Raw genomic sequence first — 26,320 nt, 5'->3', positions numbered from 1 at the left:
GATGTTTGTCCTGATTGACAGGTTTTCCTCCCTGTAAGGGCATGTCAGTACCCGCCATGCACGAGCCATCGCCAGGTGGCGTCGTGCTCTATTCGTTGCCCGATTACGAACCGACACACGCGCCAGGTGAGCCGGGACCGCCTCGACGGTGGTCGAGCCTGCGGCCGGCGCGCGGGCCGCAGCTCACGCTGGTGGCGCCGCCGAACGAGCCGGCGCCGCCGGACCCCGGCGTGCTGTGGCGGCTGGTGGTGCACCTGTTGGAGGTGCTCGACGGTCGTCGCGGGGTGCACCAGCTGCGGGCGATGCTGTCGGACACCGCGTACGAGGCGCTGCTGACCCGGTTGCGCGTCACGCCGCCCGGGCGGCGGCACAAGCTGCGCAAGGTGCATTCGTGCCTGCCGGCGCCGGACGTGGTGGAGTTGAGCGCCGTGTTCGAGATCGTGGACGGCGGGCCGTCGGCGAGGCGGCCCCGGCGGGTGCGGGCGGCGGCGATCCGGTTGGAGAAGGTGAAGGACCGGTGGCACTGCGCGGTCCTGCGCATCCTGTGAGGCGCGGCTGAGCTGGCGGAGGGTCCGCCGGCCACGAGGGCTGTGGGCCACGCGGCTCGGGATGGGCGTTGGACTCGCGGGGTGGGGGTGGTGTCAGGCTTCCAGGACTACCTTGCCGGTGGCTTCGCCGTCGGCGAGGACGCGGAGTGCTTCGGCTGCCTTCTCCAGCGGGTACCGGGCGGCGATCTGCGGGGTCAGCTCGCCACGGGCCATCAGCGTGTACACCTCGGTCAGCGCCTCGGTGAACCGCGCTCCCGGCCGGACGTAGTAGAAGCTGACCCGGCGTCCCCGCCCCCGGCCGAGCAGCCGGCCGACCTGCCAGCCGAGTACCCGCCGGATCATGCCGACATACGGCGCGGCCCAGTGCCCACTGTCGCGCAGTGTGCTCATCGAGCCGTAGTTGACCACGATGCCGCCATCGGCCAGCAGCTCGTAGGCCTCGGCCAGCCCCTGCCCGCCGACGTGGTCGAACACCGCGGCCACCCCACCCGGCGCCAACGCCCGCACCCGCGCCGGCACGTCCTCGGTCCGGTAGTCGATCGGCTCGGCACCCAGCGCGCGCAGCGTCTCGTGCTTGCCGGCCGACGCCGTGCCGAGCACCCGCGCACCCGCCAGCACCGCCAACCGCACCAGCAGCGTGCCGACGCCGCCGGCCGCCCCGTGCACCAGCACCGTCTGCCCGGCGCGCACCTTGGCCGTCTGGTGCAGCATCTGCCACGCGGTCACCCCGTTCATCACGACCGAGGCCGCCACGTCCGAGTCCAGCTCCGCGGGCACCGGCACCACCGTCGCCGCCCGCACGACCACGTGCGTGCGCCAGGCACCGGTCCTGGTCAGCGCGGCCACTCGCTCGCCGACCCGGACCCCCGCCACCCCGTCGCCCACCTCGGTGACCGTGCCGACCAGGTCATAGCCCGGCACGAACGGGAACTTCGGCTGCATCGGGTACCGCGCCCGCAGCATCTGCACCTCGGCGAAGCTCACGCCGCTGGCCGCGACGCGCACCCGCACCTCGCCCCGCCCCGGCAGCGGCGCGTCGCCCTCGGTCACCCGCAGCATGTCCGGGCCGCCCTTGCCGGTCAGCACGATCTCCATGTCGAACACTCCCTCATTCGCGTTGTTAGAAGCTCTAACTCCAATTAGAGGGTGTTACGATCCAGTTGTCAAGGAGGCACCATGGACCGCAGGCAGCAGTACCGCGAGCAGACTCGCGAAGAGGCCAAGCGCATCGCGCTTGACCAACTGGCCGAACACGGCATCGCCGGCATCTCGGTGAACGCGATCGGTAGACGCATGGGCGTCACCGGCCCGGCGCTCTACCGCTACTTCGCCAACCGCGACGCGCTGCTCACCGAGCTGATCTCCGACGGCTACCGCGACTTCGCCGACGCCCTGGAGGACGCCGCGGCCAACCAGACCCCGACCCCGGCCGACCGCCTGCGCGCCACCGCGGCGGCCATGCGCGCCTGGGCCATCGCCGCCCCCCACCGCTACCTGCTGCTGTTCGGCACCCCGGTCCCCGGCTACCAGGCCCCCGCCCACACCCTGGACACGGCCAACCGCGCGATGACCGCCCTGCTGTCCACCGCCGCCCCCGACCACGCGCCGACCGGTCCCCAGCCGCTCTACCAGCAGGTCGCCGCCTGGGGCGACCAACTGGGCCACGGCGGGTACACCCCCCGCCAGCAGCACTGGGGCATCACCGTCTGGACCCGGCTGCACGGCCTGCTCAGCCTCGAGGTCGCCGGCCAGTTCACGCTGATGAACGTCGATCCCGCGCTGCTGTTCGACGCGGAGGTGGCCGCGCTCGTCGCCTGGTTGGACTAGCGAATCGTGACAGGATGGACGCCACAGGCCGGTCATCGGTCACAAGCCGTCCGGCGACCCGAGAACCCAGGGAGGCGAGCCACATCATGGACGCCGTTTCGTCCGTCCCCGCACCGGTCAACGAGCCGGTCCGCTCCTACGCGCCCGGCAGCCAGGAGCGCGCGTCGCTGCAACGGCGGATAGCCGAGCTCGAGGGCGAGCGGCACGAGCTGACCATGACCATCGGCGGCGAACAGCGGATGGCCGGCGGCGACCCGATCGCGGTCGTCCAGCCACACGACCACCGCCACGTGCTCGGCGACAGCGCGCAGGCCACCGCCAAGGACGTGACCGACGCGGTCGCCGCGGCCAAGCAGGCCGCCCCCGCCTGGCGCGACCTGCCCTTCGACGAGCGCGCCGCGGTCATCCTGCGCGCGGCCGACCTGCTGGCCGGCCCGTGGCGGGACACCCTCAACGCCGCCACCGTGCTCGGCCAGTCCAAGTCCGTGCAGCAGGCGGAGATCGACAGCGCCTGCGAGCTGATCGACTTCTGGCGGTTCAACGTCGACTACGCCAAGCGCATCCTCGCCGAGCAGCCGAACTCGAGCCCCGGCATCTGGAACCGGTTCGACCACCGGCCGCTGGACGGGTTCGTCACCGCGATCACCCCGTTCAACTTCACCGCCATCGCCGGCAACCTGCCGACCGCGCCCGCGCTGATGGGCAACACGGTCGTGTGGAAGCCATCGCCCACCCAGCAGTTGGCCGCACACCACACCATGCGCCTGCTGGAGGCCGCCGGCCTGCCGCCCGGCGTGATCAACCTGGTCACCGGCGACGGCACCGCGGTCGGCGAGGTCGCGCTCGCCGACCAGGACTTCGCCGGCCTGCACTTCACCGGCTCCACCAGGACCTTCCGCCACCTGTGGCGCACCATGGCCGAGCACCTGGACACCTACCGCGCCTACCCGAGGATCGTCGGCGAGACCGGCGGCAAGGACTTCGTCGTCGCCCACCGCTCCGCCGACCAGGACGCGGTCGCCGCCGGGCTGGTGCGCGGCGCGTTCGAGTACCAGGGCCAGAAGTGCTCGGCGGCCTCCCGCGCCTACGTCTCCCGCTCGCTGTGGGAGTCCGGCCTGCGGGAGCGGCTCGTCGACACCGCCGCCGCACTGTCCTTCGGCGACGTCACCGACCTGGCGCACTTCGGCGGCGCGGTGATCGACGAGCGCGCGTTCACCAAGCACAAGGGCGTGCTGGAGATGGCCGCGGCCACGCCGACCCTCGAGGTGCTCACCGGCGGCACCTGCGACGACTCGGTCGGCTACTTCGTCGCGCCGACCGTCGTGCTCGGCACCGACCCGACCCAGGAGATCTTCACCACCGAGTGGTTCGGTCCGATCCTCGCGGTGCACGTGTTCGACGACGCCGACTACGCCAAGATCCTCGAACTGGTGGACAGCTCGACCCCCTACGCGCTGACCGGCGCGGTGTTCGCCACCGACCGCTCGGCGATCGAGGAGGCCCACCGGTCACTGCGCTTCGCGGCCGGCAACTTCTACGTCAACGACAAGCCGACCGGCGCGGTGGTCGGCCAGCAGCCCTTCGGCGGCAGCCGCGGCTCCGGCACCAACGACAAGGCGGGCTCCATCTACAACCTGCAGCGCTGGGTCAGCCCGCGCTCGATCAAGGAGACCTTCGTGCCGCCGACCGGGATCGCCTACCCACACATGGGCTGACCGCGCGGTGCAACCCGCACCACCTCAACCGGAGTTGACAACTACGCGGCGGCGACAACGCGCCGCCGCGTAACTCTGGGAGAGCGCATGAGCCACCATCGAGCCCGCTTACGCGTCGCGGGCTTGACCGTCGCGGCGGTCGCGAGCACCGTCGTGTTCGCCGCCGCCCCCGCAACAGCGGAACCGGCAGCGACATCGACACCGACACCGGGACCGACACCGGACACCGTCACGCTCGTCACCGGTGACGTGGTCACCCTCGGCGGGCCGCGCGGGGTGCACTTCACCCCGGCACCCGGCCGGGAGCACATCGGGTTCCGCAGCCACACCGACGTGCACGGCGACGTGCACGTCATCCCCGACGACGCGGTCACCTCGGTGTCCGCCGGCCGCCTCGATCCCCGGCTGTTCGACATCAGCGAACTGGTGCGCACCGGCTACGGCGACGCCGACCGCGCCGACCTGCCGCTGATCGTCGACTACCCGGGCGCCACCCCGAAAGCCGCGGGCGCCAGGACGGTCCGCGAACTGGCCAGCATGGGCGCCACCGCGCTGCGCGCCGAGAAGGACACCCGGTTCTGGGCTGGTGCCGGCGCCACGGCGACCAGGATCTGGCTGGACGGCCCGGTCACGGCATCACTGGAACACAGCGTTCCGCAGATCGGCGCGCCGGCCGCGTGGGCGGCCGGGCTGACCGGATCCGGGGCCACGGTCGCGGTGCTCGACACCGGCATCGACGTCACCCACCCCGACCTGTCCGACGCGGTCGTCGCCGCTCAGGACTTCACCGGCAGCCAGACCGGCACCGACGACCACTACGGCCACGGCACCCACGTCGCGTCGATCGTCACCGGCGCCGGCGAGCGCAACCGGGGGGTCGCGCCGGACACGAAGCTGTTGAACGGCAAGGTGCTCAGCGACTTCGGCGAAGGCTACGAGTCGGGGGTCATCGCGGGCATGGAGTGGGCCGCGAGCAACGACGCCGACGTGGTCAACCTGAGCCTTGGCGGCGGACCGACCGACGGCACCGACCCGATGTCGGCCGCGGTGAACCGGCTGACCGCCGACACCGGCACGCTGTTCGTCGTGGCCGCCGGCAACCAGGGCCCGGATCCCGAGTCCATCGACACCCCCGGTGCTGCCGACGCCGCGCTCACCGTCGGCGCGGTCGACCGCGACGAGCGGCTCGCCGACTTCTCCAGCCGGGGCCCGCGCTGGCAGAACGGCGCGATCAAGCCGGACATCACCGCACCGGGTGTGGGCATCGTCGCCGCGGCGGCGGCCAACGGCAAGATCGGCCGTCCGGTGGACGGCTACGTCGCGCTGGACGGCACCTCGATGGCCACCCCGCACGTCGCCGGCGCCGCCGCGATCCTCGCCGCCGCGCACCCGGACTGGTCGGCCGAGCGACTGAAGTCGACGCTGATGGCGACCGCGGCACCCAACCCCGCGCTGTCGGTGTTCGAACAGGGCGCCGGCCGGGTCGACGTCGCCGCGGCGGTCACCAACACCGTGTCCGCCACGCCGGCCAACCTGTTCGTCGGCCTGATCGCCTGGCCGCACGATGACGACCAGCCGATCGCGAAGCCGGTGACCTACACCAACACCGGCACCGAACCGGTCACCTTCGACCTGACCACCGACCTGCGTGGCCCGGACGGCGAACCGGCACCGGCCGGCATGTTCACCCTGTCCGCCACCGAGATCACCGTGCCGGCCGGCGGTTCGGCGCAGGTCACCCTGACCACCGACACCAGCGTCGACAGCGCGGAGGGCATCTACCGTGGCGCGGTGCTGGCCACCGCGGGCGAGACCACCCTGCGCACCCTGGTGGCGGTGAACCGGGAGGCCGAGGCCTACGAGGTGAAACTCAGCTTCGTCGACCACGACGGCGCGCCCGCGACCAGCTACGGCATGCGGATGGTCGACCTCAACGCGCCCGAGGAGTACACGCACTACGACCCGTCCGGCTCGTTCGTCCTGCGGCTGCCCCGGGGTGAGTACTTCCTCGACGCCACCGTGGAAAGCCCGTACGACGAATGGTCGTGGCGACGGACCGACTTCGTCGAGCCGAAGATCGTCGTGGACGGGCCGGCGGAGTACGTGCTGGACGCTCGGGACGGGGTCTCGCCGCACTTCGTGGTGGACGAGCCCAACGCCAGGCCCACCTCGGCGTACCTGCACTACACCGCCGACACGGCCTGGGGGCAGACCAGGTTCCACGGCATCGTCTCCAAGTACCACAGCTACGGCATTCGGCCGTCGCGAACCTCCGCGCCGGGCGCGTTCGAGTACAACTTCGACGCCTACCTCGCCGAGCCGGAGGACTCCGGCGAGTGGCTCGGGTTCCACGAGAGCCCGTACCAGTACAGCCTGCGCGAGACCGTCGACGGCGTGGTGCCGGCCGACCAGGAGTTCCGGGTCACCAACGACGAACTGGCCACGGTCAACGCCACCCACGCCCAGGCCACCCCGGGCATGGCGGGCGTGCGCGACAGCTTCGTCACGATGTCGCTGCCGTTCACGATGACCGACTACTACACACCGGACACCAACTGGTTCCCGTCGTTCTACGAGGGGGAGCCGGGCAACATCCTCACCCTGAGCGGGATGATCGCCGAGACGATCGAACCGGTGTCCTACCCGCGGGGCAGCACGACCCGGACGCGGTGGAACGTCGGGGTGTTCGCGCCGGCCATGCCGCGCAAGGGACAGGACCCCACCCGACCAAGCGGTGTCCTCTGGGAGGAGTACCTCGCCCGGCAGGGCGATGAACTGTCCGTGCGACTGCCCCTGCGTGGTGACCAGAACCTCGGCCGCGACAGCGGTCAGTACCCGGGGGAGGGCACCACCGAACTGCTCCGCGACGGCGAGGTGATCGCCAGGACCGAGTACGCCGGCGAGCTGTACGCCGAGCTGCCACCGGAGACGGCCACCTACACCCTGCGGGTCAGCACACCCCAGCCCGGTCGACTGTCCACTGAGGTCACCGCGGAGTGGACGTTCGTGTCCGGACACACCGAACCCGACCGCCCGACACTGATCCCGGCCATGGCGGTGCGGTTCGCACCGGACCTCGACGACCACAACGCGGCCCCGGCCGGGCGGTTCGCCTTCCCGGTCACCGTGCAGCGCAACGGCGCCGAGTCGCCTGGCCAGGTCGGCACGCCGACCGTCGAGGTGTCCTATGACGACGGTGCCACCTGGGCGCCGGCCAGGGTGAACCGGACACGCGGCGGATGGCGCGTCGAGGTGAACCACCCACGCGACGCCGAGTTCGTGTCGCTGCGCTCCTCGGTCGCCGACCGCGACGGCAACCTCGCCAGGCAGACGATCATCCACGCCTACGCACTGCGGAAGTAGGCCAACACACGACGATGCCCCCGCCGATCGGCGGGGGCATCGTCATGTCGTCCGGGTTATCGGGTCAGCCGCCCGGCATCTCGGCGATCTGGTCGGGCGAGGGCACGGTGATCTCCACCGGCTCACCCCAGTTCGTGTAGTCGGTCTGGAAAGTGGCCTCGACGGACTGCCCGGAAGCCGGGTCGGACATCGCCATGTCCATCGTCATGCGCACCGGCAGCTGGTCCTCGTTGAGCCACAGCTCGACCGGGAACTCCTTGACCTCCATCAACTCGAGCGCCTTCTTGGCATCCGGGTTGTCCTGGTTGGCGGCCATCTTCTCGACGTCGACGAGGATCGAGTAGTGCGTTGTCTGCTCGCCGTTGAGCTCGACCTGCTCCTCGGCGGTGATCTCGCCGGCGTCCTTCATCTGCTCCAGCGACGCACGCGGGTCGGCGTTCTTGCGCATCTCGTCGAACGTGCTGCCCAGCGCCTTGGACATGGCGTCGTCGCCGTTCGGGTCGATCTTGAGCCAGGACTTGCCCGGCTCGAGCTCCTGGGGCATCTGGATGTACATGATGCCCTCGGCGAACACCATGCTGATCGAGCCCTGACCGGGCAGCGCCATGTCCATCGTCATCGCGATGTCGTCGCCGGAGAACTCGACGTCGCCCTCGGCGGTGATCTCCTCGCCGGCCGCGTTCGCGTCCAGCGTCATGTGCGCGGAGGTCTTCTCGGTCTTCTCACCGATCTGCTGGGTCAACGCGGCGAGGTTGGTCGCCGCCTCCCCGCTGCCTCCGCCGCCGGAGTTGTTGCCGTCGCCTGCCGAGCCGCTGCCGGCCACGTCGGTGGTGCCGCACGCCCCCAGCGTCACGGCCAACGCCATGGCGGACAGCGCCGCTGTCAGCTTGCGCATCCCTGAATCACCCCTAAGTATTTTGTTTTCACCAGGAACGAGCCTAACCTCCGGTGGCTCGTCACATCGACTAATCGCCGTATTCGTCCAGTCGGGCGCGTGAGGCTAGCAGGCGGCGCAACGACATCAGCCGCCCAGGCGATGCCTGCCCCGCCACGGTGACCACGTCGAGCATGCACTCCGGATCCTCCGGTGGCCCAAGGTGTCCGCAGTTGGGCGGGCACTCCTCGGCCGGCTCGACGAACTCGTCGAACGCGGACACGATGTCGTCGGGTTCGATGTGTGCCAGGCCGAAGGACCGGATACCCGGGGTGTCCACCACCCAGCCACCCGCCGGCAACGCGAGCGCCACCGCGGTGGTCGAGGTGTGCCGGCCCTTGCCGACCGCGCTCACCGCCGACACCGCGCGGTCCGCGTCCGGCACCAACTTGTTGACCAAAGTGGACTTGCCGACGCCGGAATGGCCGACCAGCGCGGAAACCTGGTTCGCCAACCGGTCGCGCACCTCGTCTGGCGCCTGGTCGCTGCGGGTCACCAGCACGGGCAGCGCGAGCTCGGCGTAGGCCGAGGTGATCTCCTCCGGCGACGCGAGGTCGGACTTGGTCAGGCACAGCACCGGTTTCAGCCCACCGGCGAAGGCCGCGACCAGACACCGGTCGATGAAACCCGTGCGGGGCGGGGGATCGGCCAGCGCGCACACGATCAGCAGTTGCTGGGCGTTGGCCACCACGACCCGTTCGTAGGGGTCGTTGTCGTCGGCGGTGCGGCGCAGCACGCTGGACCGGTCGGCCACCCGGACCACCCTGGCCAGCGTGTCCGGCCGGCCCGTGGTGTCGCCGACCAGATCGACCAGGTCACCGACGACGATCGGGGTGCGACCGAGCTCCCGCGCCCGCATCGCCACCACCTGCTGGTCGGGCCTGCCGTCCAACGCACAGGTCCAGCGGCCGCGGTCGACCCCGACGACCATCGCCGCGCGCGCGTCGGCGTGCTCGGGTCGCAGCTTGCTGCGCGGGCGGGTGCCCTTGCCGGGACGCACCCGGACATCCGACTCGTCCAGTCGCTCCCAGTCCGAGCGCCGCCCTCGGCGGCTCACGTCGAGCCGCCCGTCCCGTCCTCGAGCATCCGTGTCCACATCACCGGGAAGTCGGGCAGGGTCTTGGCCGTGGTCGCGATGTCGTCGACCTCGACGCCGGGCACCAGCAGCCCGACGATCGCGCCCGCGGTGGCCATCCGGTGGTCCTCGTAGGCCCGCCAGCGGCCGCCGTGCAGGGTGGCCGGCCGGATCTCCAGGCCGTCGGGGGTCTCGGTGGCGGCGCCGCCGAGACCGGTGATCTCGGCGACCAGCGCGGCCAGCCGGTCGGTCTCGTGTCCGCGCAGGTGCCCGATGCCCCGCAGCACCGACGGGCCGTCGGCCAGCGCGGCCATGGCGGCCACCGTCGGGGTCAGCTCGCCGACGTCGCGCAGGTCGATGTCCAGCCCGGTGAGCCGGTCGGGGCCGGTGACCGTGAGCCCGCGGGCGTCCCGGGTGACCGTGGCGCCCATCCGCTCGGCGATGTCGCCGATGGCGTCACCCGGCTGGGTGGTCTTCGCCGGCCAGCCGGTGACGGTGACCGTGCCGCCGGTGACCGCGGCCGCGGCCAGGAACGGGGTCGCGTTGGACAGGTCCGGCTCCACCACCCACTCGCGCGCGCCGATCGGGCCGGGCGCCACCCGCCAGGTGTTCGGCTCGCGGTCGTCGACCTCGACGCCCGCCTCGCGCAGCATCGCCACGGTCATGTCGATGTGCGGCATCGAGGGCACCGGCTTGCCGTCGTGGTGCAGGGTCAGGCCGTGGTCGTAGCGGGCGCCGGCGAGCAGCAGCCCGGAGACGAACTGGGAGGAGGCCGACGCGTCGATCGTCACCTGGCCGCCGGGCAGGCTTCCCTTGCCGCGCAGGGTGAACGGCAGCTCGTCGCCGTCGATGGTCGCGCCGAGCCCGCGCAGCGCGCCGAGCACCGTGCCCATGGGTCGCTGCCGGGCGCGCGGGTCGCCGTCGAAGCGGACCTCGCCGTCGGCCAGCACGGCGGCGGGCGGCACGAACCGCATCACGGTGCCCGCCAGGCCGCAGTCCACCTCCGCCGGTCCGGACAGTCCCCAGTGCGGGGCCACCCGCACGGTCGTGCCGTCGACGGTCACGGTCAGCCCGAGTGCCCGCAGCGCGCCGATCATCAGGTCGCTGTCGCGGCTGCGCAGCGCGCCGGTCAGCGTGCCGCCGCCGTCGCTGAGCGCGGCGAGCACCAGCGCCCGGTTGGTGATGGACTTGGAGCCGGGCACGGCCACGGTGGCGTGGACGGGTCCGGTCGCGGTCGGTGCGGGCCAGGGCTGGTTCATGGGCCCGATCCTCTCGCATCGCGACCCTCTCGGTGCAGACTGTCGGTAGGACGTGTCACGATCGGTTGACCGGCGATCCATGGAGGTGTGGCGAGACATGTGCGGGAGGTACGCGGCGGCGAAGGACCCGGCCAGGCTCGCCGCCGAGTTCGACGCGCTGGACGCGACCGACGGCGACGCGCCGCCGGCCGACCACAACGTCGCGCCGACCAAGAACGTGGTCGCCGTCGTACAACGCCACCCCAGGAACGACCACGGCGAGCCCGACCCGACCACCACGGTGCGCAGCCTGCGGGTGATGCGGTGGGGCCTGGTCCCACCCTGGGCCAAGGACCTCTCGATCGGCGCGCGGATGATCAACGCCCGGTCCGAGACCGCGGCCACCAGCCGCGCGTTCAAGCCGTCGCTGGCCAAGCGCCGCTGCCTGCTGCCGGCCGACGGCTGGTACGAGTGGCGCCGGGAAGGTGCCAGGAAGCAGCCCTTCTTCATGACCAGGCCGGACGGCCAGAGTCTGGCCATGGCCGGCCTGTGGACCACCTGGCGCGACCCGGCGGACAAGGACGGTCCGCCGCTGGTCACCGCGGCCGTGCTGACCACCGAGGCACTCGGCCGGCTGGCCGAGGTCCACGACCGGATGCCGCTGCTGATGACCGCCGACCACTGGGCGGCCTGGCTCGACCCGGACGCCGCCGAGCCCGGCGACCTGCTCACCGCGCCACCACTGGACCTGATCGAGTCCCTTGAGCTCCGCCCGGTCTCCACCAGGGTCAACAGCGTCCGCAACAACGGCGAGGACCTCGTCACCCGCACCGAACCCACCGTCAACCTCGACGAACCAACCCTCTTCGACTAGGTAGTAAAGCAAACTCAGGGGTTTCGCCACCGCACCTCAGGGGAACGTGACGCAACCCAGCCACCAGTACGTGGCCAACAGAGTCGTTTGTCCCCAACGCGACCAACACTATGAATTCCGGGGTGGCGGAACTGACTCAGATGGAGATCGAGACGCCGCACGGGCCCGCGAGGGCCGAGCTGCACTGTGCCGCCGAAGGGCGGGCCGGGCTGCTGCTCGGCCACGGCGCCGGTGGCGGTGTCGGCGCACCCGACCTGGTGGCCGCCACCCGCGGCGCGCAGGCCGCCGGCGTGCACGTCGCGCTGGTCGAGCAGCCCTACCGGGTGGCCGGCCGGCGGGCCCCCGCCCCGGCCAACCAGCTCGACACCGCCTGGCTGGCGGTCGCCGAGGCGTTGACCACGGAGTGGTTCCACGACCTGCCCCTGGTCTTCGGCGGCCGGTCCTCCGGCGCCAGGGTGGCCTGCCGCACCGCGGCCGGCGGGCAGGCGGTCGCCGTCCTCTGTCTGGCGTTCCCCGTCCACCCACCCGGCAAACCGGACAAAACCCGGATGCCGGAGCTGGCCGGGCTCACGGTGCCCACCCTGGTCGTCCAGGGCGAGTCCGACCCGTTCGGCATGCCCGATCGCGGCCCCCACCGGGAGATCGTGGTCTTCCCCGGCGACCACTCGCTGCGCCGCGACGCCGCCGGCATCAGCCGCACGGTCCAGGAGTGGCTCGGCCGCATCCTGCGCCCACTCGACTGAGGGAATGCGTGCCGACCGGCCGTCGTTTGCACTGGTGTGCCTTCTGACGTGCTCAGCAAACAGCGCCGCGTATCCTCGAGGGTGTCCTATGCGGTTCCGATGATGGGACGGTTCCAACTGGAAGGGAGCACGGTGCCACGCACCGATACCCACCCGGACGCCGGTGTCGACGCGGTCGAGTCCGAACAGCAGCGAGCCGAGCGGTTCGAACGCGACGCGATGCCGCTGCTGGACCAGCTCTACGCCGCCGCACTGCGGATGACGCGTAACCCGGCCGACGCCGAGGACCTGGTCCAGGAGACCTACCTCAAGGCCTATGCCGCGTTCGCGTCCTTCTCCAAGGGCACGAACCTCAAGGCCTGGCTGTACCGGATTCTCACCAACACCTACATCAACGGCTACCGGAAGAAGCAGCGCCAGCCGCTGCAGTCACCGACCGAGGAGATCACCGACTGGCAGTTGGCCCAGGCGGAGAGTCACACCTCGAGCGGGCTGCGCTCGGCCGAGATCGAGGCGATGGACCGGCTGCCGGACAACGACGTCAAGGAAGCACTGCACCAGCTGCCGGAGGACTTCCGGCTCGCCGTGTATCTCGCGGATGTCGAGGGGTTCGCATACAAGGAGATCGCGGACATAATGCACACGCCGATCGGCACGGTGATGTCCCGACTTCACCGCGGCCGCAGGCAACTGCGTGATTTGCTGGCGGGGGTCGCGCGGGACCGTGGGTTCCTGCGTTCGTCCGAGCAAGAGGTGACCGGATCATGAGCTGCGGCGAACCACATGACACGGACTGCTCCGAGGTGCTCGAGGAGGTCTGGCTGTTCCTCGACCACGAGTGCGATCAGGGCCGCCGGGCGCTGCTGGAGCAGCATCTCGACGAGTGCAGCCCGTGCCTGGAACAGTTCGGCATCGAGGAGCACCTGAAAGTCCTGCTGCGGAGCAAGTGCGGCGGCGAACACGCCCCGGACACGCTCAAGCAGCGGCTGCGGGACAAGATCAGACAGACCGTGGTCGAGCAGACCGGGGTGTCTGCCCGCGACCGCGCAGAATCACCGTGACCTGCGGAAACATTATGGAAATGCGGGCATGGGATGATCGGTCGATGACGGTCGTCCCGGTGGTCTGCTAAGTGTCCACGCTCTCCGACCTGCTCGCCGAGCACACCAAGCTGTCCGGCAGCGAGGTCGACCACCTGCAGATGGTGGTCGCGGAGTGGCAGCTGCTCTCCGACCTGTCCTTCGCCGACCTGCTCATGTGGGTGCCCATCGGCGAGGCGCCGACCCCCGCGCAGACCGAGGTCGAGTACCTGTGTGTCGCCCAGGCCCGCGCCACCACCGCGCCGACCGCGCATCCGGAGGACGTGGTCGGCAGCGTGCAGCCGGTCGCCGACCACCCGCAGTTGCGTCGCGCGATGACCGAGCGGCGGATCTGCCGCGAGGAGGATCCGCGCTGGTACCACGGGGTGCCGGTGCGCCGGGAGGTCATCCCGGTCACCTTCGACGACCGGGTGGTCGCCCTGCTGTCCCGGGAGACCGACCTCGCGGTGCCCCGGGTGCCCAGCTCGCTGGAGATCGCCTACCTCGGCATCGCCGCCGACCTGTGCCAGATGGTCGTCGACGGCACCTTCCCGACCTCCGAACCGGCCGCCGACGTGCACACCAGCCCCCGCGTCGGCGACGGGCTGATCCGGCTCGACCCGTCCGGCGCCGTGGTCTTCGCCTCCCCGAACGCCCAGTCCGCCTATCACCGGATGGGGCATCCAGCGGAGTTGGTCGGCGTCCGGCTCGCGCCGCTGACCAGGGGGTTGATCGCCGATCCGTTCGACGCGACGGAGATCGCCCAGCGCGTCCTGGCCGCGCTGGACGGCCAGCCGAGCATGCGCGCGGAGGCCGAGTCCCACCGCGGCGCCGGCGTGCTGTTCCGGGCGTTGCCGCTGCGGCCCAACGGCAAGGCGGCCGGGGCGTTGGTGCTGGTCCGGGACGTGACCGAGGTCCGTCGCCGGGACCGGGCGCTGATGTCGAAGGACGCGACGATCCGGGAGATCCACCACCGGGTCAAGAACAACCTGCAGACCGTGGCCGCGCTGCTGCGCCTGCAGTCGCGCCGGACCGCGAGCCCGGAGGCGCGGGCGGCGCTGGCCGAGTCCGTGCGCCGGGTCGCGGCCATCGCCATGGTGCACGAGGCGCTGTCCACCTCGGTGGACGAGAAGGTCGACCTGAACTCGTTGGTGGACAAGGTGATCCCGGTGGTCGGCGATGTCGCCGTCGCGGAGAACCACGTCCGGGTGCGGCGCACCGGCCAGTTCGGCGTGGTGGCCGCCGAGGTGGCCACGCCACTGGTCATGGTGCTGACCGAGCTGGTGCAGAACGCCATCGAGCACGCCTACCCGTCCGGGGTCACCGGCGATGTCGAGGTCTCGGCCGAACGCACGGCGCGCTGGCTGGACGTCGTTGTCGCCGACGACGGGCGTGGCCTGCCGAAGGGCTTCTCGCTGGAACGGTCCAACGGTCTCGGCCTGCAGATCGTGCGCACTCTGGTCGAGTCGGAACTACGTGGCTCGTTGTCGATGCGCAGAAGGCCCCGGGGCGGCACCGAAGCGGTGTTGCGAGTGCCGTTGTCGCACCGCAGGTAATGCTGTCGCACCGCCGGTAATGCGTTCCCGAGAAACACGTAGGCCCGGTTCCTGATAATCAGGAACCGGGCCTTACGACATCTTGAAAGAAATCAGGCGATGAGAATCAGGCGTTGCTGCCAGTCCGCGTACGAGCATTGCGCCGCTTGAGTGCGCGCCGCTCGTCCTCACTCATTCCGCCCCACACGCCTGCATCCTGGCCGCTTTGCAGCGCCCAGGTCAGGCAGTTGGACGCGACGGTGCAACGGTGGCAAACGGCTTTCGCCTGGGCAACCTGCAGTATGGCCGGACCGCTTGTTCCCACGGGGAAGAACAGCTCAGGGTCCTCGTCACGGCAGGCCGCGCGGTGGCGCCAGTCCATTTCTACGTGCTCCTCGCTTTGGGCGCGTTCGGAAGCGCCTCAGTCGTCATCCGGTCTCTTGGGGTGCTTGTGAATGCTTTCACGAACCAGCCGAATGTCAAGGGTTCTTCATCGGCCAGTGCCTGAACTCACCCGAAAGATCCACGTCAGAGGCCTAACGGAGTGAATCGTAACGATTAGGTCACGACTGCATCTCGCCCCTAAAGTCTCTCCCCGGCCGCATCCCGGTACCGGAACGGACTACCCGACAACGGCGAGAGCATGCCGCACGGCGGCAACTTTTACGCAGGTCCGCTCACCGATGAGGTCTCCGTCGCACTGCACGAGGACCGGGTCGGCACTGGTGATCGTCAGCTCGGGCACATCATCTCGGCGGAACAACTTCGGCCCGTGCTGTTCACCCTTCCGACTGACCGCCTGTCGGACGTGCCTGAACACGGTCGGTAGTCGAAGAGAGTGCAACGCGAACACCCCGAGGTCGGTGTCCAGGCCGCAACGGCGGTTGAGGTGGATCGGCCGGGCGCCAAGGTAGGTCCACGGGTCGGTGTTGGACACGAACACCAGCCGCAGCCCGGTCACCGGCTCCTCGCCCGGGATCGTCACGGTCAGTTGCGGTTTGCCGTGCGACGGGCGCAGGTACTGGGTCACCGCGACCCTGGTGTACAGCGCCGGGCTCGCCTTCTTGCCCCGCTTGCGGTCGACCTCGGCGACCACGTCCGCGTCCAGGCCGACGCCGGCCGAGAAGGTGAACCAGCGCGCCGGGGCGCCGGTGTCGCCCGCGGTCATCCGGCCGAGCCCCACCTGTCGCGACCGCCGGTCGGCCAGCGCGTGCAGCAGCTGGTGGGTCGCTTCGACCGGGTCGCGCGGCAGCCCGAGCGAGCGGGCGAAGACGTTGGCCGAGCCGCCGGGCACGATGCCCAGCATCGGCACCCGGGGACCGACGCCGTCCGCCAGCAGGCCGTTGACCACCTCGTTCACCGTGCCGTCCCCGCCGTGCGCGACGACCAGGTCCACGCCGTCGGTCGCGGCCTGCGCGGCCGCGGCCAGCGCGTGCCCCCGGTAGTCGGTCTCCAGGATCTCGAGCTTGGTGAGCTGGCTGGCCAGCGCGTGCGCCAGCACGTCCCGCCCGGCCGCCGTGGTCGCGGTCGCCTTCGGGTTAACCACCAGCACAGCACGCATGACGGCAGGGTAGGCGAGTGCCGGGCGACTGAGCGCTACCATCCAGGCGAACCTCACACTCCGGATTGCCCCGGACGAATCACGAAGGACGAAGCGTGCGCATCGCAGCCGACGCCCCGGTCACTGTCCGTGGTGCCGGAGTCATCGTCGGGCTACAGGGACTCGTCGGCATTGGGTTCGCGGTGGCGCTGCTGATCCGGGCGATGGGCGGCGCGTCGACCGAGGGCAACAACATCTACGGCCAGGTCGGCTACTTCGCGGTGATCGGCGCGGCGGTGGTGGCCGTCGGGGTCGCGCTGGTGCTCGGCAACCACTGGGCACGCAGCCCGGCCATGGTCATCGAGCTGCTGCTGCTCGGCGTCGCCTGGTACGCGTTTGGTCCGTCCGGGCGACCCGAGATCGGGTTACCCGTCGGGGTGTTGTGCGTGGTCGTGCTGTACCTGCTGTTCTCCGCCCGCTCCCGGGAATGGGTGATGGGCGTTGAGGAGGACGACAGCTCCGACGGTGGCTCAGGCACCGGCAAGGCCCGTTAAGTCGAATATCCGACTAACGGCGGGTAGTGGATCTACCTCGAACGAGTGACCCTGAATGGGTTCCTTGTCCCTGCTTCGCGGTTTTCTGCCGCGGCCACGAGGAGATTCGCATGCGCTTGGCACGTGTCGGGGCGGCCTTCCTGGGCGCGGCTGCTGCCGTGCTCGGCCTGGTGTCGACGGCGGCTTCGGCCGACGAGCCACCAACGGTCGGGCCGACGATCATCGACGGCGGTTTCGCCGACAACGCGCCGTGGGCGGCGCGCCTTTTCGTGAACGGCCAGGAGAACTGCTCGGCGACGATCATCGCGCCGACCTGGATCCTGACCGCGGAGCACTGTGTGGCCGGCGGCGGCACGGTGTCGTTCAACATCGGCAGCCTCGACCAGACCCAGGGCGAGTCGGCCACCGCGATCAACATCCACACCCACGACTCCGCCGACCTCGCGCTCGCCGAGCTGGACCACGCGGTGACCGCGACCTACGCGCCGCTGGGCACCGCGGACGCGGTGGCCACCGGGCAGACCGTGCAGGTCTACGGCTGGGGCGCGACCTGCACCGACCAGCCGGAGATCAACTGCCAGTCGCAGCTGCTCAAGGTGGCCGACGTCGGGGTCACCTCGACGAGCTGTTCGGACTACCGCGGCGGGGTCGCGGTGTGCGCCAACCGGATCGACGGCATCACCGCCGGCGGCGACTCCGGTGGCCCGATGTTCGCCACCAGCCCGGTCGACGGTGGCTCCTACCAGGTCGGCGTGGCCTCCACGAGTGACCGGCAGACCTTCACCGCCTACGGCAACATCACGCAGTACCGCGACTGGATCGCCGGCATCGCCGGCGTGTAGTCGTTCACAGGCGAAGCGGGGACGGTCGCGACCGTCCCCGCTTCGCCTATGAAAAGCAGTGGAAATTACCGTCTCGCCAGCCGCTGTCGGTCATTTAGGCTGCCGGTCATGGACGGGACAATCCTCGATCCGGACGGTGCGCGCGCGCACCTGGCCGCGTGGCAGGGCCGGATCGACAAAATGGCCCAGGACACCGAGGCGATGCGCCAGCAGTTGCAACAACTGCGGGTGACCGCGAGTGATCCGCATGGGCTGAGTGAGGTGTCGATCGACTCGACCGGCGCGCTGGTGGGCCTGCGGCTGACCGAGCGGATCGCCCAGGTGGCGCCGGACGTCGTCGCGCAGACGATCATGACCACCCTCGGCGAGGCCCGCACCAAGCTGGCCGACCAGTCCAGGGAGATCATCGCGGACACCGTCGGCACCGAGTCGGCCGCGGCCAAGGCGATCGCGCAGAGCGTCGACCGCCACCTCCGCCGCGACCCCACCGAGGACGACACCGGCGACACCACCGAGCAACCACCACCCCGCCGCCGCGGCCGCGCGGACGACGCCGATGCCAACGTCGATGCCGATGGCACCTACGACATCAGCGCCGACATCCGCAACGAATCGCGGTGGTGAGGCATGGCTGACGCGTTCAAGGTCGACATCCAGCAGCTGCGGACCCACGCGCAGCACGTGCAGGCGGTCCAGCAGCGGTTCGCCGCCGTGCAGAGCGCCAGCTCGCAGATCGCGCAGAACGACCAGGCGTACGGGTTGCTGTGCGGGTGGATCTCCGGGGTGCTGGAGGGCCGCCACCAGAAGCAGGACGAGCTGCTCGCCTATGTCGCGGAGAACCTCGACCTGGTCAGCCAGGAGCTGGCGCTGACCGCCGACGCCTACGACACGGTGGACAACGACAGCGCCGATCGGATCGAGCAGATCGGGGTGGTGGAGCAGTTATGACCGACGGTTCACTGGTCGCCCCCGTCGAGTCGACCCGCGAGGCGTGGACCGGGTCCAGCCTGGCGGACGGGGTCGAGGACCTGGTCGACGCGATCAAGAGCGAGAACTGGATCACCGGCGCGCTCGCCGGCACCGGGCTGCTGCTGGAGGGCGCGGCGACGGTGATGGACCCGTTCAGCGCCCTGCTGGCCAACGGCCTCGGCTGGGCGATGGAGTACTTCGAGCCGCTGCGCGAGGCGCTCGACCAGCTGACCGGCATGCCGGACGTGGTCCGGGCGCACGCCGCGACCTGGAACAACATGGCGACCGAGCTGTATGCCATGTCCGAGGAGCTCGGCCGGCACCTCACCAGCGACCTGTCGGCATGGACCGGCGGCGCGGCCGAGTCCTACCAGGCGCTGATGGCCAACAACGTGAACGCCATCGGTGGGCTGGCGGCGATCTCGGCCGGCATGGCCGCGGCGACCGAGGGCGCCGGCGGTCTGGTCGAGATGACCCGCGAGATCGTGCGCGACCTGATCGCCGACCTGGTGGCCAGGGTGGTCGTGTGGGCGGTGGAGGCGCTGTTCGTGGTGACCATCCCGGTGATCGCCGCGCAGATCGTCGCCGCGGTGGTCAAGTGGGCGGGGCGCATTCTCAACTACACCTCGTCGCTGATCGACAGCATCACCAATCTCTCCAAGCTGCTGGACGGATAAGGGCGACATGACTCCACGAACAAGGCGCCCGGACGGCGGCAACGGCAGCGGCGACGGCACGCCCAACCGGCCGTCCCAACGCTCCGGCGATGTCGACGCGTCCTCCAGCATCTCCACCGCACAGCAGTCGGCGACCGACATCGCCACCAGGGGCCGCCCGTCGACCGCGGCGGGCAACGGCCAGTCCGGCCAGCCCAACCAGCCCGGCTCCGGCGAGTCGAGCCGGCCGGAGTGGTTGCGCGAGCGGATCGAGCAGGGCAACGAGTTCAACCGGCGGCGCGAGCCCTACTACGAGGAGCAGGGCGGCGCGAACGAGGTGCACGTCGAGCCGAGGTCGGACAAGGGCCAGTACCCTCGGGTCGACTCCTATGTTCCCGGCGAGGAAATCGTCAGCCGGAAGCACACGCAGCTGGCGGACGTGCAGGAAAGCACGGCGGTGGGTTATCTGCGTGAACTTGCCAATACCTACGGTCCGGGTACCGTGGTCGCGGATACGCCGACCAACCGCCGTGATCTCGGGGACGACGCGATCGGTCAACCGATGGACGGGGACATGGTGCTCGAAGTTCCCGCGCAGACAAATGGTGTGCCACCGGCCGTGCTTGCCGAGGCGAGACGCTTGGGTATTATTATCCGGGACGAGAACGGTCATACTTATTAGTGTGGAGCTATGGTCGACTACTGCTTCAAATGGAATTACGCGGACGGCGCCCCCGGGGTGCCGTTGACCGAGGACGAGGCACGGGTCAAGGACGACGCCGGCGAGGAGTACACGGCCATCATGCCGGCGCGAGTCGGCACGCGGTCGCCGGTGCTGGTCACACCGGTGCGCAAGACCGGCGTGGTCGCGGTGACCTTCCTCGACGATCCCGGCCGCAAGGCGACCGAGTACACGTTCATGAAGAAGACCGACGAGAGCCTTTTCCTGACCCGCGTGCACATGTGGAATTACCCGAATGACGAACCCGGGCTCCGGCTGGCCGATTCCTCGTCCCACGAGACGGTCTATTACCGCGAGGACGGCTATGTGAAACGGGTCGTCAAGAACAAGGTCGAACATTTCCAGGAAACCGTCGAGTACACCGACGTGCCGGTAGACACCAACTGGGAACAGATTCCCACCTTCGGCGACTACCGGTCGATCGCCCGGTTCGAGCGCGGCGAGCAGATCACCAACCGCATCCCCTGAGCCCCGGCGCCAGACTTGACCACATGCTGACCCCAGCACGGATCCGTCGCCGACTGAGCGAGAGCGCCGCGGCGGTGTTCCAGGGTGCCCCGGCGGGCATGGCGGAGACCTCGTCGTGGCTTGCCTCGGTGACCGCACGTGAGCTGTTGCGGATCGACCACTACGCCCGCCAGTTCCGCTACGAGGGACCGACGCTGGGCACGGCGCAGAAGTGGACGCGCACCGTGCTGGCGAATCCGCTGCCCGTCGTCCCGGCGCTGGCGAGCCTGCACCCCGACGGCTACGTGCGTGAGCGCGCCGTGCGGTCGTTGGTCACCTCCCACGGCGTGGTGAGCGATCGCGCACTGGCCGTCCGCGTGGCCGACCACGTCGGCGTGATCCGCGCGCAGGCCGCACGGGAAGTGTTGCGGCGCCTGACATTGACGAATGCCGATCACCTGGTTCCGTTGCTACGTCGGCTGACGCAGCGCGGCCGAGGCGCCGAGGTGCTGTCGCGGTACCTGCACGCGCTGGTCACCGAACACGGCGAGGCGGCGACCTGGGCCCGGCTGCGCGGTTCCGCGGACCACGAACTTCGGCGAGCCGCCTTCCAGCACAGCCTCGACACCGGTCTGCTCGGCCTGCCGGACGCGATCACGTTGGTTCCCAAGGAAAGGGACCAGGTCGTCCGCCGGCAGTTCATCCGGGTCATCGCCGACTCGGCGCCACCGGAGGTCATCGCCAGGGTGCTGCTGCGTGGTCGTAGCGCCGAGAGCCGCGTCCTGGCCCTGGTGAAACTGACCGCCGAGCAGTTGGCGGTCGCCGACGTGGAACGCCTGCTCGTCGACTCGTCCGTGCTGGTGCGCCTGTGGGCGCGCCGACGCCTGCGGGAGCGGGGAGGCGACCCGATCACCGTCTGCGCCGCGGTCGCCCGGTCGTCCGCCACACCGGCCCTGCGTGCCAGGGCCTACACCGGGCTGGTCGAGGCCGGAGTCACGCTCGACCGCCAGGAGATCCTCGACCTCGCACACAGTGCCGCTGTCCCACTACGAAAAGTCGGACTGTCACTGCTCCGCGGCGCCGCCACCGCCGAGGACGTCCCGTTCCTGCTCGGTCTGGTGGCCGGCGACCAGTCCCGAGTGGCGCGGCTGGCGAGCGAGATCCTCATCGACTGCCCACAACTGTGGTCCCTGACCGACCTCGGCCCACTCAAGACCGCCGAAGCCCCGGAACTTCGCAGCCGAGCGTGGTGGATCCACCGCCGCCACAGCGGCTGGGAGGCACTCATCGCGGACCTGGAAATCCTCCACGACCCGGACCCCGGAGTGGCCGCCCTCGGCCAACAACTCGTGTCGCCGATGTACTTCCCACCGACCGGCGCACAACGACAGCGCATCACCGAACTGCTCGCCACCGCACCGCTGCGGGACAGTCAACGTCGCGCCATCACCTTCGCCGTGGGACTTCCCGAGTCCGAACCGAGCGCTTGAGGGGACCTCAACCGTCAGCGGCCAACTGGCTGAGCGCGGTGCCGCTGACCCGGTAGACGGTCCAGTCGTCCATGGGGGTGGCGCCGAGCGACTCGTAGAAGCCGATGGCCGGTTTGTTCCAGTCGAGTACCCACCACTGGAGTCGGGTGTAGCCCTGCCGTACGCATTCGTCGGCCAGCGCGGTGAGCAGCGCCTTGCCAAGCCCGCTGCCGCGGGCGGTGGGGCGGACGTACAGGTCCTCCAGGTAGATGCCGTGCTCGCCGTCCCAAGTGGAGTAGTTCAGGAACCACAGCGCGCAGCCGACGACCTCGCCGTCCAACTCGGCCACGTGCGCGAACAACGCCGGACTGGGCCCGAACAGCGCCCGCTGGAGTTGCTCCGGCACGATATGACATTCGTCCGGTGCGCGCTCGTACTCCGCCAGCTCGTAGATGAGCGCCACCACAGCGTCCACATCGGACTCAGTGGCCCGGCGAATCCGTTGGTCAGCCAATGTTCCTCTTCTACTCCAGCGCCGGCGGCACGTTCAGCCGTTTGACCGCCGGCACCCCACGCTCCTCGCCGAGGACCGCGATCGCGGCCGCGTCGAGCGCGAAGTGCACGCCGGCCGCCGGTCCGAGGCCGAGCCAGGTGGCCACCAGGACCCGGCTGAAGTGTCCATGTCCCACCAGGATGACATCCCCGTCCGACAGGGCGGCCCGCACCCGCTCGATCACCCTGGCCGCGCGCGCCCCGACCTCGTCGGCGGTCTCGCCGCCAGGACTGGGGTGCGACCAGACCGTCCACTCGGGAACGGTCTCCCGGATTGTCGGCGTGGACAGGCCCTCGTACTCACCGTAGTTCCACTCGGCGAGCTCCTCGGTGACCAGATCGATCGACAGACCGGCCAGCTCCGCGGTGCGCAGCGCGCGCATCCTCGGGCTGGACGCGACCATCGCCGGCCGGTCCGCGCCCCGCAGGACACCGAGCAGCCGGCCAGCGTCTCCCGCCCGGCGCTCACCGGTGGGCGTCAGCGGCAGGTCGGTGAAGCTGGTGTGCCGCCCGGTGCGTGACCACTCGGTCTCGCCGTGCCGCAACAGGTACAGCGCGGTCATCGTGGCCATCACCCCTCCTGGTTACCGCCAAGTAGGCTAACCCGGCAGGCGTGATCCCGCCCATGATCGTTCCGTCTGGCGGGTGACAAGAGAAAACGGCGCCGACCGCACCAGAGCGGGTCGGCGCCGTTACCAGGCCGCGGGCACTCAGCCCTGCTTGGTCTCCCAGAAGATCTTGTCGATCTCGGCGATGTAGTCCAGGACCTGCTGGCCGGAGGCCGGGTCCATGGAGCCCTTGGTGCCAGCGGCACCAGCGGCCTTGGTCGCCTTGTTGACCAGCTCGTGCAGCTGGGGGTACTTCTCGAAGTGCGGCGGCTTGAAGTAGTCGGTCCACAGAACCCACAGGTGGTGCTTGACGAGCTCGCTACGCTGCTCGGCGATCAGGATCGCGCGCGTGCGGAACTCCGGGTCCTCGTTGTCCTGGTACTTCTGCTGAATGGCCTTCACCGACTCGGCCTCGATGCGGGCCTGTGCCGGGTCGTACACGCCGCAGGGGAGGTCGCAGTGTGCGGTGGCCTCCAGGCGTGGGCCGAGAATACGCGACAGGAGTCGCATCTTTCCTCCTGAAAATCCTGAACAGATTGACGCTCCGACCATTCGGACACTACTCCCGGCATGCTGGGGCTTCATGACGGAGGTGATCGTTGGCACGTCAGCCCAACCCGCTCGGCCGGTTGCCGGTGCGCCGCATCCGGGTACGGGGACCGTCCATGGCGCCGACACTGCGTGACGGTGACGTGGTGATCGCCCGCCGGGGTGTCGCCAGGGTGGGTGACGTCGTGCTGGTCACCTGGCCGTCGCGGCCGGGGCAGCTCTCGGTCAAGCGGGCGGTGCGGACAGCCGGCGACGGGTGGTTCGTGGTCGGCGACAACGACCTCGCCTCGACCGACTCCCGAGTGCTCGGCCCGGCCGTGGTGCACGCCGTCGTGCGGTGGCGGATGTGGCCGCGACCAACGCGGTTAGCCGTTGCCCGCGCGTAGCCGCTGGTAGTGCGCCTGGCACTGCTCGTAGGACGGCAGCAGGCCCGCCTCGCGCGCCGCGGTCAGGCCGGGCGCCGCGCGGTCCTTGTCCGACAGCAGCGGCTCGATGTCGGCCGGCCACGGCGCGCCCAGCTCCGGGTCGAGCGGGTTGAGCCCGTGCTCGGCCCCGGGGTTGTACCCGGTCGAACACAGGTACGAGATCACCGTGTCGTCCTCGAGCGCCATGATCCCGTGTCCGATGCCCTCCGACACGTACACCGCCCGGAACTCGATCGGGTCGAGTCGCACCACGTCCACGGCGCCGAAGGTGGGCGAGCCGACCCGGATGTCGACCACGACGTCGATCAGCGAACCCTGCGGGCAGTACACGTACTTCCCCTGGCCAGGAGGCACGTCGGCGAAGTGGATGCCGCGGATCGTGCCGCGCCGGGACTTGCTGTGGTTGGTCTGCGCCAGCGTGAGCGGGTGGCCGACGGCCTTGACGAAGGCCTCCTCCTGAAACGGGCTCACGAATAGGCCCCGGTCATCCGGGAACACCCTCGGGGTGAACTCGAACGCGCCAGGTACCGCCAGTTCCCGAACATCCATGTGACGCACAGTACTGGCCCCACCCGAGCGCCTCGGGAGCCGGACCTGCCACACTGTGAGATACCGCAGCGTCCGCGGTCGCCCGCCAACAATCCGCGCGCGGCCGATCGGCCGGCACCACCGAAATGCGTCGATGTCACCCCGATTGACGCTCGATCGTGCCGAGATCCGGCGGGGCTACCTTTTCGCGATCCCCGCTTCGGCCCGTTGGAGGGACGCAATGACCACCGTGAACGATCCGCAGCTCGGGCAATCCGATCTGAACACTCCGGTCACCGATGAGGAGATCTTCCTCGCCCACGAGGGCGGCAAACTCGACATCGCGGTGACCCGACCCATCACCGACCCGCGCACGCTCTCGATCGTCTACACCCCGGGCGTGGCCAAGGTCAGCCTGGCGATCGCCGAGGACCCCGAGGCGGCCAAGCAGTACACCTGGACCGACCGCCTGGTCGTCGTGGTCAGCGACGGCACCGCGGTGCTCGGCCTCGGCGACATCGGCCCCCGGGCCGCGTTGCCGGTGATGGAGGGCAAGTCCGCGCTGTTCAAGACCTTCGGCGGGCTCAACTCCATCCCGCTGGTGCTGGACACCACCGACGTGGACGAGATCGTCGAGACCCTGGTCCGGCTGCGCCCGTCCTACGGCGCGGTGAACCTCGAGGACGTGGCCGCGCCGCGCTGCTTCGAGCTCGAGCGCCGGCTGATCGACGCGCTCGACTGCCCGGTCATGCACGACGACCAGCACGGCACCGCGATCATCCTGCTCGCCGCCCTGCGCGGGGCGAACGCCGTGCTCGACCGGCCGATCGAGAACGAGCGGATCGTCATCGCGGGCGCCGGCGCCTCGGGCATCGCGTGCGCGAACTTCCTGCTCTCCGCGGGGGCGGGCGACGTGACCGTGCTCGACTCGCGCGGCATCATCCACGCCGGCCGGGACGGGCTGAACCCGGTCAAGGCCGAGCTCGCGACCAGGACCAACATCGCGGACCTGCGTGGCGGCATCGCCGAGGCGCTCGCGGGCGCGGACGTGTTCGTCGGGCTGTCCGGCTCCACCGTGCCGGAGGAGCTGATCGCCACGATGGCGCCGCAGTCGATCGTGTTCGCGCTGTCGAACCCGCACCCGGAGATTCACCCGGACGCGGCGAGCAAGCATGCCTCGATCGTGGCTACCGGACGCAGCGACTTCCCCAACCAGATCAACAACTCGCTCGCCTTCCCCGGCGTGTTCCGGGGCGCGCTCGACGCGGGCGCGCGCCGGATCACCGAGCGGATGAAGCTGGCCGCCGCCGAGGCGATCTTCCAGGTCGCCGCCGAGGACCTCGCGGCCGACTACATCGTGCCCTCCGGCGTCGATCCGAGGGTCGCGCCGGAGGTCGCCGCGGCGGTCGCGAAGGCGGCGTTGGAGGACGGTGTTACCGGATAACGGACTGTTAACAGCCCCTTTTCGCGCCGAATTAGCACAACGGGGACGGTTCCGTCGCTGGTCA

Annotated in this window: 29 protein-coding genes; 19 read left to right on the top strand and 10 right to left on the bottom strand. The window is 70.2% G+C overall.

Annotated features, from left to right (window positions below; genetic code table 11):
- Positions 1–56: 56 nt before the first annotated feature.
- Entirely contained in the window at positions 57–548 is a 492-nt protein-coding gene (locus ACYVIP_RS32855) for an Rv3235 family protein (protein WP_460403483.1), read from the top strand.
- A 93-nt stretch (positions 549–641) separates the two neighbouring features.
- On the opposite strand, the gene ACYVIP_RS32850 is transcribed toward ACYVIP_RS32855, so the two are convergent.
- Positions 642–1,643 carry a medium chain dehydrogenase/reductase family protein gene (locus ACYVIP_RS32850; RefSeq protein ID WP_460403481.1) on the bottom strand — a complete coding sequence of 334 codons (1,002 nt, stop codon included), beginning with the start codon at positions 1,641–1,643 and terminating at the stop codon, positions 642–644.
- A gap of 81 nt (positions 1,644–1,724) precedes the next feature.
- On the opposite strand from ACYVIP_RS32850, the gene ACYVIP_RS32845 reads away from it, so the two are divergent.
- The 3 genes from ACYVIP_RS32845 to ACYVIP_RS32835 all read left to right on the top strand — a co-directional run bounded on the left by ACYVIP_RS32845 (position 1,725) and on the right by ACYVIP_RS32835 (position 7,453).
- The gene (locus ACYVIP_RS32845) at positions 1,725–2,375 is read left to right on the top strand and encodes a TetR/AcrR family transcriptional regulator (RefSeq protein WP_460403479.1); all 651 of its coding nucleotides are present in this window, start codon (positions 1,725–1,727) and stop codon (positions 2,373–2,375) included.
- A gap of 86 nt (positions 2,376–2,461) precedes the next feature.
- Complete coding sequence (pruA, locus tag ACYVIP_RS32840; protein ID WP_460403477.1) at positions 2,462–4,090, top strand: L-glutamate gamma-semialdehyde dehydrogenase; 1,629 nt, start codon at positions 2,462–2,464, stop codon at positions 4,088–4,090.
- An 87-nt stretch (positions 4,091–4,177) separates the two neighbouring features.
- The gene (locus ACYVIP_RS32835; protein WP_460403475.1) at positions 4,178–7,453 is read left to right on the top strand and encodes a S8 family peptidase; all 3,276 of its coding nucleotides are present in this window, start codon (positions 4,178–4,180) and stop codon (positions 7,451–7,453) included.
- Between the two features lie 64 nt (positions 7,454–7,517).
- On the opposite strand, the gene ACYVIP_RS32830 is transcribed toward ACYVIP_RS32835, so the two are convergent.
- The 3 genes from ACYVIP_RS32830 to aroA form a co-directional block, all read right to left on the bottom strand.
- Complete coding sequence (locus ACYVIP_RS32830; protein WP_460403473.1) at positions 7,518–8,348, bottom strand: DUF6612 family protein; 831 nt, start codon at positions 8,346–8,348, stop codon at positions 7,518–7,520.
- Between the two features lie 70 nt (positions 8,349–8,418).
- Complete coding sequence (gene rsgA, locus ACYVIP_RS32825) at positions 8,419–9,444, bottom strand: ribosome small subunit-dependent GTPase A (RefSeq protein ID WP_460403471.1); 1,026 nt, start codon at positions 9,442–9,444, stop codon at positions 8,419–8,421.
- Positions 9,441–10,721, bottom strand: a complete 1,281-nt coding sequence (gene aroA, locus ACYVIP_RS32820) for a 3-phosphoshikimate 1-carboxyvinyltransferase (protein WP_460403469.1) — start codon at positions 10,719–10,721, stop codon at positions 9,441–9,443. The genes rsgA and aroA overlap by 4 nt, the downstream gene beginning before the upstream one ends.
- Before the next feature lie 97 nt (positions 10,722–10,818).
- On the opposite strand from aroA, the gene ACYVIP_RS32815 reads away from it, so the two are divergent.
- The 5 genes from ACYVIP_RS32815 to ACYVIP_RS32795 all read left to right on the top strand — a co-directional run bounded on the left by ACYVIP_RS32815 (position 10,819) and on the right by ACYVIP_RS32795 (position 14,952).
- Positions 10,819–11,574, top strand: coding sequence for an SOS response-associated peptidase (locus ACYVIP_RS32815; protein ID WP_460403467.1), 756 nt, complete (start codon positions 10,819–10,821; stop codon positions 11,572–11,574).
- A 131-nt stretch (positions 11,575–11,705) separates the two neighbouring features.
- Positions 11,706–12,317 carry an alpha/beta hydrolase family protein gene (locus tag ACYVIP_RS32810; RefSeq protein ID WP_460403527.1) on the top strand — a complete coding sequence of 204 codons (612 nt, stop codon included), beginning with the start codon at positions 11,706–11,708 and terminating at the stop codon, positions 12,315–12,317.
- Between the two features lie 102 nt (positions 12,318–12,419).
- Positions 12,420–13,085: a sigma-70 family RNA polymerase sigma factor gene (locus ACYVIP_RS32805; RefSeq protein WP_460403525.1), complete on the top strand. Its 666-nt coding sequence runs from the start codon at positions 12,420–12,422 to the stop codon at positions 13,083–13,085.
- Entirely contained in the window at positions 13,082–13,378 is a 297-nt protein-coding gene (gene rsrA, locus ACYVIP_RS32800) for a mycothiol system anti-sigma-R factor (RefSeq protein WP_460403465.1), read from the top strand. Before ACYVIP_RS32805 ends, rsrA begins: the two co-directional genes overlap by 4 nt.
- A gap of 71 nt (positions 13,379–13,449) precedes the next feature.
- The gene (locus ACYVIP_RS32795; RefSeq protein WP_460403463.1) at positions 13,450–14,952 is read left to right on the top strand and encodes a sensor histidine kinase; all 1,503 of its coding nucleotides are present in this window, start codon (positions 13,450–13,452) and stop codon (positions 14,950–14,952) included.
- Positions 14,953–15,058: 106 nt separating this feature from the next.
- On the opposite strand, the gene ACYVIP_RS32790 is transcribed toward ACYVIP_RS32795, so the two are convergent.
- Together ACYVIP_RS32790 and ACYVIP_RS32785 are read right to left on the bottom strand one after the other, a co-directional pair.
- Positions 15,059–15,313 carry a WhiB family transcriptional regulator gene (locus ACYVIP_RS32790; protein ID WP_075136731.1) on the bottom strand — a complete coding sequence of 85 codons (255 nt, stop codon included), beginning with the start codon at positions 15,311–15,313 and terminating at the stop codon, positions 15,059–15,061.
- Positions 15,314–15,553: 240 nt separating this feature from the next.
- Entirely contained in the window at positions 15,554–16,492 is a 939-nt protein-coding gene (locus ACYVIP_RS32785; protein WP_460403461.1) for a diacylglycerol/lipid kinase family protein, read from the bottom strand.
- Between the two features lie 95 nt (positions 16,493–16,587).
- On the opposite strand from ACYVIP_RS32785, the gene ACYVIP_RS32780 reads away from it, so the two are divergent.
- The 8 genes from ACYVIP_RS32780 (at position 16,588) to ACYVIP_RS32745 (ending at position 22,171) form a co-directional block, all read left to right on the top strand.
- Positions 16,588–17,025 carry a hypothetical protein gene (locus ACYVIP_RS32780; RefSeq protein ID WP_460403459.1) on the top strand — a complete coding sequence of 146 codons (438 nt, stop codon included), beginning with the start codon at positions 16,588–16,590 and terminating at the stop codon, positions 17,023–17,025.
- A 110-nt stretch (positions 17,026–17,135) separates the two neighbouring features.
- On the top strand, positions 17,136–17,867 hold the full coding sequence (locus tag ACYVIP_RS32775) for a S1 family peptidase (RefSeq protein ID WP_460403457.1): 732 nt from the start codon (positions 17,136–17,138) through the stop codon (positions 17,865–17,867).
- A 108-nt stretch (positions 17,868–17,975) separates the two neighbouring features.
- Positions 17,976–18,491 (top strand): YbaB/EbfC family nucleoid-associated protein, encoded by a 516-nt coding sequence (locus ACYVIP_RS32770; RefSeq protein WP_460403455.1) that lies wholly within the window; start codon positions 17,976–17,978, stop codon positions 18,489–18,491.
- Between the two features lie 3 nt (positions 18,492–18,494).
- Complete coding sequence (locus tag ACYVIP_RS32765; RefSeq protein ID WP_460403453.1) at positions 18,495–18,815, top strand: type VII secretion target; 321 nt, start codon at positions 18,495–18,497, stop codon at positions 18,813–18,815.
- The gene (locus ACYVIP_RS32760) at positions 18,812–19,513 is read left to right on the top strand and encodes a WXG100 family type VII secretion target (RefSeq protein ID WP_460403451.1); all 702 of its coding nucleotides are present in this window, start codon (positions 18,812–18,814) and stop codon (positions 19,511–19,513) included. The genes ACYVIP_RS32765 and ACYVIP_RS32760 overlap by 4 nt, the downstream gene beginning before the upstream one ends.
- A gap of 7 nt (positions 19,514–19,520) precedes the next feature.
- A complete protein-coding gene (locus ACYVIP_RS32755; RefSeq protein ID WP_460403449.1) occupies positions 19,521–20,174 on the top strand; it encodes a hypothetical protein in 654 nt (217 codons plus the stop codon).
- A 9-nt stretch (positions 20,175–20,183) separates the two neighbouring features.
- The gene (locus ACYVIP_RS32750) at positions 20,184–20,702 is read left to right on the top strand and encodes a hypothetical protein (RefSeq protein ID WP_460403447.1); all 519 of its coding nucleotides are present in this window, start codon (positions 20,184–20,186) and stop codon (positions 20,700–20,702) included.
- 23 nt (positions 20,703–20,725) lie between these two features.
- Entirely contained in the window at positions 20,726–22,171 is a 1,446-nt protein-coding gene (locus ACYVIP_RS32745) for a hypothetical protein (protein ID WP_460403445.1), read from the top strand.
- Positions 22,172–22,178: 7 nt separating this feature from the next.
- On the opposite strand, the gene ACYVIP_RS32740 is transcribed toward ACYVIP_RS32745, so the two are convergent.
- The 3 genes from ACYVIP_RS32740 to sodN all read right to left on the bottom strand — a co-directional run bounded on the left by ACYVIP_RS32740 (position 22,179) and on the right by sodN (position 23,820).
- The gene (locus tag ACYVIP_RS32740; RefSeq protein ID WP_460403443.1) at positions 22,179–22,664 is read right to left on the bottom strand and encodes a GNAT family N-acetyltransferase; all 486 of its coding nucleotides are present in this window, start codon (positions 22,662–22,664) and stop codon (positions 22,179–22,181) included.
- 10 nt (positions 22,665–22,674) lie between these two features.
- Positions 22,675–23,274 (bottom strand): histidine phosphatase family protein, encoded by a 600-nt coding sequence (locus tag ACYVIP_RS32735; RefSeq protein ID WP_460403441.1) that lies wholly within the window; start codon positions 23,272–23,274, stop codon positions 22,675–22,677.
- Between the two features lie 138 nt (positions 23,275–23,412).
- Complete coding sequence (gene sodN / locus ACYVIP_RS32730) at positions 23,413–23,820, bottom strand: superoxide dismutase, Ni (protein ID WP_460403439.1); 408 nt, start codon at positions 23,818–23,820, stop codon at positions 23,413–23,415.
- Positions 23,821–23,909: 89 nt separating this feature from the next.
- On the opposite strand from sodN, the gene ACYVIP_RS32725 reads away from it, so the two are divergent.
- Complete coding sequence (locus tag ACYVIP_RS32725; RefSeq protein WP_460403437.1) at positions 23,910–24,245, top strand: S24/S26 family peptidase; 336 nt, start codon at positions 23,910–23,912, stop codon at positions 24,243–24,245.
- On the opposite strand, the gene ACYVIP_RS32720 is transcribed toward ACYVIP_RS32725, so the two are convergent.
- Positions 24,225–24,833, bottom strand: coding sequence for a dTDP-4-dehydrorhamnose 3,5-epimerase family protein (locus tag ACYVIP_RS32720; RefSeq protein ID WP_460403435.1), 609 nt, complete (start codon positions 24,831–24,833; stop codon positions 24,225–24,227). The two genes, ACYVIP_RS32725 and ACYVIP_RS32720, sit on opposite strands and share 21 nt — an antisense overlap.
- Before the next feature lie 220 nt (positions 24,834–25,053).
- Between ACYVIP_RS32720 and ACYVIP_RS32715 the strand changes: the two genes are divergently transcribed.
- On the top strand, positions 25,054–26,256 hold the full coding sequence (locus ACYVIP_RS32715) for an NAD(P)-dependent malic enzyme (RefSeq protein WP_460403433.1): 1,203 nt from the start codon (positions 25,054–25,056) through the stop codon (positions 26,254–26,256).
- Positions 26,257–26,320 lie beyond the last annotated feature (64 nt).

This window comes from Actinophytocola sediminis (genome assembly GCF_054779715.1).
The sequence above is the reverse complement of the archived record's forward strand: the minus strand, read 5'-3'. Positions and strand labels throughout refer to the sequence as shown.